We start from the raw sequence: 5,160 nt of genomic DNA, 5'->3' as shown, positions 1-5,160 counted from the left end.
ATTTCGTCTTTCGTTGTGTCTTAATTCTTTCAGCCGTTCAAGTTCCTGTCAAATTGACCGGACTTGCTCGATCTGCGGGAATTAAGCCCTGCCCCCTTTCGGAGACAACCCCTCTAACTTACCAGCCACTCGACCAACTTGCGAATCGATCGCGCGACCTGGGGTCAGCGGGATTGCCGGCGCGATCGGCGCACAACAGACCAATGTCACCGGAGTGAAGAAGGAGGTTGTGCCGCACCGCGTCGGCTCCTCAAGATTAGCAGCGCTCTCCGGTGCCTCAGGCCGGTTCGTCGCGTTCTCCGGCAACAGAACGATCACGACCGAACATAGACTCCCCACGTGAGCAGCAACACGCCGCCAGTGGCGAAGAAGGTTCCGACGAAGCGGACGCATCACGGCGACACCGTCATCGACGAGTACGCCTGGCTGAGCAACAAGGAAGATCCCGACACCACCGCCTATCTGGAGGCGGAGAACGAATTCCTCAAACAGCAGACCGCTCACCTCGCGGACCTCCAGGAGCAGGTCTTCCAGGAGATCAAGGGCCGCACCCAGGAGACCGACCTGTCGGTGGCCAGCCGCAAGGGCGCGTGGTGGTACTTCACCCGTACGGAGGAGGGCAAGCAGTACGCGGTCTCCTGCCGGGTGCCGGCCGACGGCGACGCGCCCCCGGAGATCGTGCCCGGTGTGCGCCTGGCCGACGAGCGGGTGATCCTCGACGGCAACGAGCTGGCCGGCGACAGCGCGTTCTTCTCGATCGGCACGAGCGCGGTCTCCCCCGACGGCACGATGCTCGCCTACTCCACCGACTACAAGGGCGACGAGCGGTTCACGCTGAGGTTCAAGAACCTCAAGACGGGCGAGCTGCTCCCCGACGAGATCACCGACATCTTCTACGGCGGCGCCTGGTCCGCCGACGGTTCGACGTTCTTCTACACGCGCGTGGACGACGCCTGGCGCCCGTACCAGGTCTACCGGCACACCCTCGGCTCGCAGGAGGACGTGCTCGTCTACCAGGAGGACGACGAGAAGTACTGGGTCGGCATCGGGCTGACGCGCAGCGAGCGCTACCTGGTGCTGGGCGCCGGGAGCAAGATCACCAGTGAGATTCGGATCCTCGACGCGACCGACCCCACGGGCGAGTTCCGCGTCGTGCGCCCGCGCACGACCGGCGTCGAGTACGGCGTCGAGCACGCGGGCGACTTCTTCTACGTGCTGCACAACGAGAACGCCGAGAACTTCGAGCTGGCCACCGCGCCGCTCGACGACCCCGGCGCGTGGACCCCGCTCATCGCCCACCGCGACGACACCCGGCTGCTGGAGATCGACGCCTTCTCCGACCACGCGGTCGTGCACTTCCGCCGCGACGGGCTGACCGGGCTGCGGGTGCTGCCGTACGGCGCCGACGGGCGGTCGTGGCGCGAGCGGGTCGAGGCGGCGGAGCAGAACGCGTACGAGATCGAGTTCCCCGAGCCGCTCTACGACGTCAGCCCGGCCGGCAACCCCGAGTTCTCCACCAGGCGGCTGCGGCTGGCGTACACGAGCATGGTGACCCCGCCCAGCGTGTACGACTACGAGCTCGACACGCACGAGCTGATCCTGCTCAAGCAGCGGCCGGTGCTCGGCGGCTACGACCCCGGCGACTACGAGCAGTTCCGCGAGTGGGCCACGGCGGAGGACGGCACGCGGATCCCCGTGTCCATCGTGAAGCGCAAGGACGCGGTCAGGCCCGCCCCGACCCTGCTGTACGGCTACGGCAGCTACGAGACCTCCATCGACCCCGGCTTCTCGGTCCCGCGGCTGTCGCTGCTCGACCGGGGGTTCGTCTTCGCGGTCGCCCACGTGCGCGGCGGCGGCGAGATGGGCCGGCGCTGGTACGAGGACGGCAAGCTGACCAGGAAGCGCAACACGTTCACCGACTTCGTGGCCGTGGCCAGGCACATGAAGGCGACCGGCTGGAGCGAGCGGGTCATCGCCAGGGGCGGGTCGGCGGGCGGGCTGCTCATGGGCGCGGTGACGAACCTGGCGCCCGAGGAGTTCGCGGGCGTCGTGGCCGAGGTCCCCTTCGTGGACGCGCTCAACACCATCCTGGATCCGTCGCTTCCGCTGACTGTGATCGAATGGGACGAGTGGGGCGATCCGCTACACAACCCCGACGTCTATGCCTACATGAAGAGCTACTCGCCGTACGAGAACGTGGACGGCAGGCCGTACCCGCCGATTCTGGCGATCACGAGCCTGAACGACACGCGCGTGCTCTACCACGAGCCGGCGAAGTGGATCGCGAAGCTGCGGGCGACCGCCTCCGGCGGGCCGTTCCTGCTGAAGACGGAGATGGGCGCCGGGCACGGGGGGCGGAGCGGGCGTTACGACGCCTGGCGGGAGGAGGCCTTCGCCCTCGCGTGGATCATCGAGAGGGGCACGGCATGACCTATCAGGCCGACGAACGGCGTTACGAGCGCCAGCCGTACAACAGGAGCGGACGCAGCGGGCTCAAGCTGCCCGTGGTCTCCCTGGGCCTGTGGCACAACTTCGGCGACGACCGGCCGATCGAGAACTCCCGGGCGATCCTGCGCCGGGCGTTCGACCTCGGGGTGACGCACTTCGACCTGGCGAACAACTACGGGGTGCCGTACGGCTCCGCGGAGCGGAACTTCGGCCGGATCATGCGTGAGGACTTCACCCCGTACCGGGACGAGCTGGTCATCTCCACCAAGGCCGGCTTCGACATGTGGCCCGGCCCGTACGGCGAGTGGGGCTCGCGCAAATATGTGCTGGCCAGCCTCGACCAGTCGCTCCAGCGCATGGGCCTGGAGTACGTGGACATCTTCTACAGCCACCGTCCCGACCCGGAGACGCCGCTGGAGGAGACCATGGGGGCGCTGGACCGGGCGGTGCGCTCGGGCAAGGCGCTGTACGCGGGCATCTCCAACTACTCGGCCGAGCAGACCGCCCAGGCCGCGCGGATCATGCGCGAGCTCGGCACGCCGCTGCTCATCCACCAGCCGTCGTACTCGATGATCAACCGCTGGATCGAGGACGGGCTGCTGGACGTGCTGGAGGAGGCGGGGATGGGCTGCATCGTGTACTCGCCGCTGGCGCAGGGCCTGCTGACCGACCGCTACCTGAACGGCGTGCCGGGCGACTCGCGCGCGGCGACGAGCCGGTTCCTCAGCGAGGACCGGATCGACCGCGAGATGGCCCGCGCCCTCAACGAGATCGCCGGGGAGCGCGGTCAGACGCTGGCGCAGATGGCGCTGTCGTGGACGCTGCGCGACCCGCGCGTGACGAGCGTGCTGATCGGCGCGAGCAGTGTGCGGCAGCTGGAGGACAACGTGGCCTGCGTCGACGGGCCCGCGTTCACCGAGGACGAGCTGAAGGCGATCGACCAACTGACGGCGGGCCGCTGACCGTCACAGGGCCTCGTGCCGCTGGAGGTAGGTGAATGAGGCCCAGCCCGGCAGCACCGGCAGCCAGAACGTGAGCAGCCGGTGCAGCAGCACGGCGGAGGTGGCGAGCTCGCGCGGCACGCCCGCCACCGTCAGGCCCGCCGCGAGCGCGAGCTCGACCGCGCCCAGACCGCCCGGTGTGGGCGCGGCCGAGCCGATCGCGTTGGCCGTGAGGTAGACGACGGCGACGGCGGTGAAGCTGATGTCGCCGCCGAAGGCGCACACGCAGGCGTACAGGCAGACCACGAACGCGATGGTGATCATGAGGGTGCCGACGCACGCCTCGACCATCTTGCGCGGCGACTGCAGCACGTCGAGCAGCCTGGGGAGTACGTTCGAGAAGAGTTTGCGCATCCGCGCGGTCACCAGCCTGCGCAGCGGCGGCACGCCGAGCACCACCACGACCAGCAGCGCCAGCGCAAGCAGCGCTAGGACGAGCCCGCGCGAGGGGGTGAACGACGTCGCGGTGCTGGAGCCGGTGATGTAGGCGAACAGCAGCAGCAGCGCGATGTGGAAGACCAGCATGATGAGCTGCGAGGCGCCCACGCTGGCCACCGCGCTCGCCGGCCGGATGCCGCGTTTCTGCAGGTAGCGGGTGTTGATCGCGACGCCGCCGACGGCGGCGGGCGCGACGAGCTTGACGAACGACGACGCGAACTGCACGAGCACCGTGCGCCAGAGCGGCAGGTGCTCGGGCACGAACCCGCGCAGCATGAGCGCGGCGGCCACGAAGCTGACGAACGACGCGACGAGCGCCACCCCCGACCAGGCCCAGTTGGCCGTGGTCACCACCCGGTAGACGTCGACCTGGCTGAGCTGGGACAACACGATGTACGCGGCGACGGCGCTGGCGATGATCGTGATGAGCGTGCGGGGGCGGAAGCGTTCGAGGCGAACCTCCTCGACCCTGTTCTGGGGCGTCAGCGCGACGATCTGCTCGCGGATCTCGGGCAGCACGTGTTTGGCCTTGGCCAGGGCCGAGCGGGTCTCCCTGGTCAGGGCGATGCGCTGGAGCAGCGGCATCGCGGCGGCCAGCGCGTCGGGGCCCATCACGGCCGCCGCGGCGCGCACCGAGCGCTCGGGGCCGACGCGCAGCGCCAGGTAGGTGAGCAGTTGGGCGACGTCGAGGCGGAGCAGCAGGTCGCCGGCGGCGATCTCGCCGCTGCGCGGGTCGGTCAGCACGATCCGGCCGGCCCGGTCGAGGTGGATGCCGTCGCCGGTGAGGCGGCGGTGGGCCAGGCGCTGGATCTGCAGCAGCCCGACCTGCTCCCAGATCTGGGCGAGCAGGTCGTCGTCGATCTCCTCGTCGGGCACCTCGTCGAGCGGCCGGGTGTCGAGGTGCTCGTAGGCGAGCAGGGCGGCTTCGGTGCCGATCTCGCTGGTGCCGAGCAGGCGGGGGGTGCTGGCGCCGGCGGCCTGGGCGGCGTACGCCATGAGGGCCTCGCGTTCGAGCTCGGCGCGCAGGGAGCGGATCGCGCGGCGCCTGGTCTCGGAGTTGAGCCTGATGCGCCGCCACAGCCGGTACGGCAGCCCGGCCACCTGGCGGTCGCGGTCGAGCACGGTGACGTCGAGGCTGGTGCCGTCTTCCAGGCCGATGGCGTAGCGGCGGCTGCCCTGGTGGTCGTCCTCGATGCGACGGGCGGAGACCGGCGAGAACGACAGCTTGCGCAGCGCGGCGACCACGGCGCTGCCGGGCGGGCGGGTGTTGGGG

At 69.6% G+C, this 5,160-nt stretch carries 3 protein-coding genes; 2 read left to right on the top strand and 1 reads right to left on the bottom strand.

Going from position 1 to position 5,160, the window contains the following annotated elements; genetic code table 11:
- The first annotated feature begins 339 nt into the window (after positions 1–339).
- The gene (locus tag C1J01_RS46070) at positions 340–2,430 is read left to right on the top strand and encodes a S9 family peptidase (RefSeq protein ID WP_111185320.1); all 2,091 of its coding nucleotides are present in this window, start codon (positions 340–342) and stop codon (positions 2,428–2,430) included.
- Positions 2,427–3,410, top strand: coding sequence for an L-glyceraldehyde 3-phosphate reductase (gene mgrA, locus C1J01_RS46065; RefSeq protein WP_111185319.1), 984 nt, complete (start codon positions 2,427–2,429; stop codon positions 3,408–3,410). The genes C1J01_RS46070 and mgrA overlap by 4 nt, the downstream gene beginning before the upstream one ends.
- Before the next feature lie 3 nt (positions 3,411–3,413).
- On the opposite strand, the gene C1J01_RS46060 is transcribed toward mgrA, so the two are convergent.
- A partial coding sequence (locus tag C1J01_RS46060) for a lysylphosphatidylglycerol synthase transmembrane domain-containing protein (RefSeq protein ID WP_111185318.1) occupies positions 3,414–5,160 on the bottom strand: 1,747 nt, incomplete at its 5' end.

This window comes from Nonomuraea aridisoli, from assembly GCF_003236395.1.
Classification (GTDB): Bacteria; Actinomycetota; Actinomycetes; order Streptosporangiales; family Streptosporangiaceae; genus Nonomuraea; species Nonomuraea aridisoli.
Note: the sequence above shows the minus strand (reverse complement) of the source record. Positions and strands in the feature narration are given on the sequence as shown.